General features: G+C 62.6%; 2 protein-coding genes. Both read right to left on the bottom strand.

Annotated features, from left to right (window positions below; translation table 11 throughout):
- Positions 1 to 7: 7 nt before the first annotated feature.
- Positions 8 to 829: a DDE-type integrase/transposase/recombinase gene (locus tag AB0O34_RS37025; protein WP_363923700.1), complete on the bottom strand. Its 822-nt coding sequence runs from the start codon at positions 827 to 829 to the stop codon at positions 8 to 10.
- 29 nt (positions 830 to 858) lie between these two features.
- Positions 859 to 1,041, bottom strand: a 183-nt coding sequence (locus AB0O34_RS37030) for a hypothetical protein (RefSeq protein ID WP_363923702.1), incomplete at its 5' end; no start/stop codon positions are given.

Genomic DNA, 1,041 nt, shown 5'->3' on the forward strand with positions numbered 1-1,041 from the left:
AACGCTTCTACGCAACGTCATGCAACAGCTCGACGGACCCCAGAGAACGATGCTCATTGTTGTAGTACCGGAAGAACTGGTCGCAAAAGACGCCTGCATCTTCGATGGACCCGAATACCCCGGGGAACGCGGGACAGTACTTGAGTGTTTTAAACTGCGCTTCTGAGTACGGGTTGTCGTTGGACACACGCGGCCGTGAATGGGACTGGTCGATTCCCAGTAGCGCGAGCAGCCCGGAAACGGTGTTCGAGGTCATCGAGGTGCCACGGTCGGCATGGATCCCGCCGGGGGCGATCCCGCCGTTGGCCTCGATCGCATGCTCGATGAACTCCCGGGCAAGGGTTCCCGTCTCCGTCGGCCAGATCTCCCACCAGACCGCTTTCCGCGAGAAGATATCGATGATGACATACAGCAGATAGTAGACGCCGCGCACCGGTCCTTTCAGTTTCGTGATATCCCACGACCACACCTGATTCGGCCCGTCGGCTTCCAGTTCGGGTTTCTTCTTCGCCGGATGGACGGCCTGGACGCGCCGCTCACCGGACTGGCCGCGCTGGCGCAGCAGCCGGTACATCGTGGCCTGCGAGCACATGTAGACGCCCTCGTCCAGCAGGGTCGCCCACACCTGGCCCGGCGACTTGTCGGCGAACCGGGGCGAGTCCAGTACGGCCAGCACCTGCTCGCGCTCGTGTTCGGACAATTCGGCCGGGTGATGAAACGGGCGGCGTGGGCCCAGCCGGGGCGGGGAGGGATTACGGCGCCGGTGCAACGTGGCCCGCGACCTCCCCAAGATCGCACATGCCCTGGCCGTGCCGAGCAACTCCTCCATTTCCGGGAAATGCTCGTCGATGACCCGACTCAGTTCGTGTCGGAATCCGCGCTGCTTGAGATGTCCTGAAGCAGCGCGAATGCTTTTCCCGCTATATCAAGCGCGGTCCTGGTCTTCCCGAGTTCGCCGCTGAGCTTCTCGTTTTTGGCCTCCAGTTTTGCCGCGTCGGCCTTGAGCTTTCTGTTCTCGGCCCGCAACCGGGCCAGCTCCTC

This window comes from Sphaerisporangium sp. NPDC088356 (assembly GCF_040685555.1).
Lineage (GTDB): Bacteria > Actinomycetota > Actinomycetes > Streptosporangiales > Streptosporangiaceae > Sphaerisporangium.

Coding starts and splice junctions, on each gene's coding strand:
- AB0O34_RS37025 (WP_363923700.1), bottom strand. CDS start 829: ATGGAGGAGTTGCTCGGCACGGCCAGGGCATGTGCGATCTTGGGGAGG.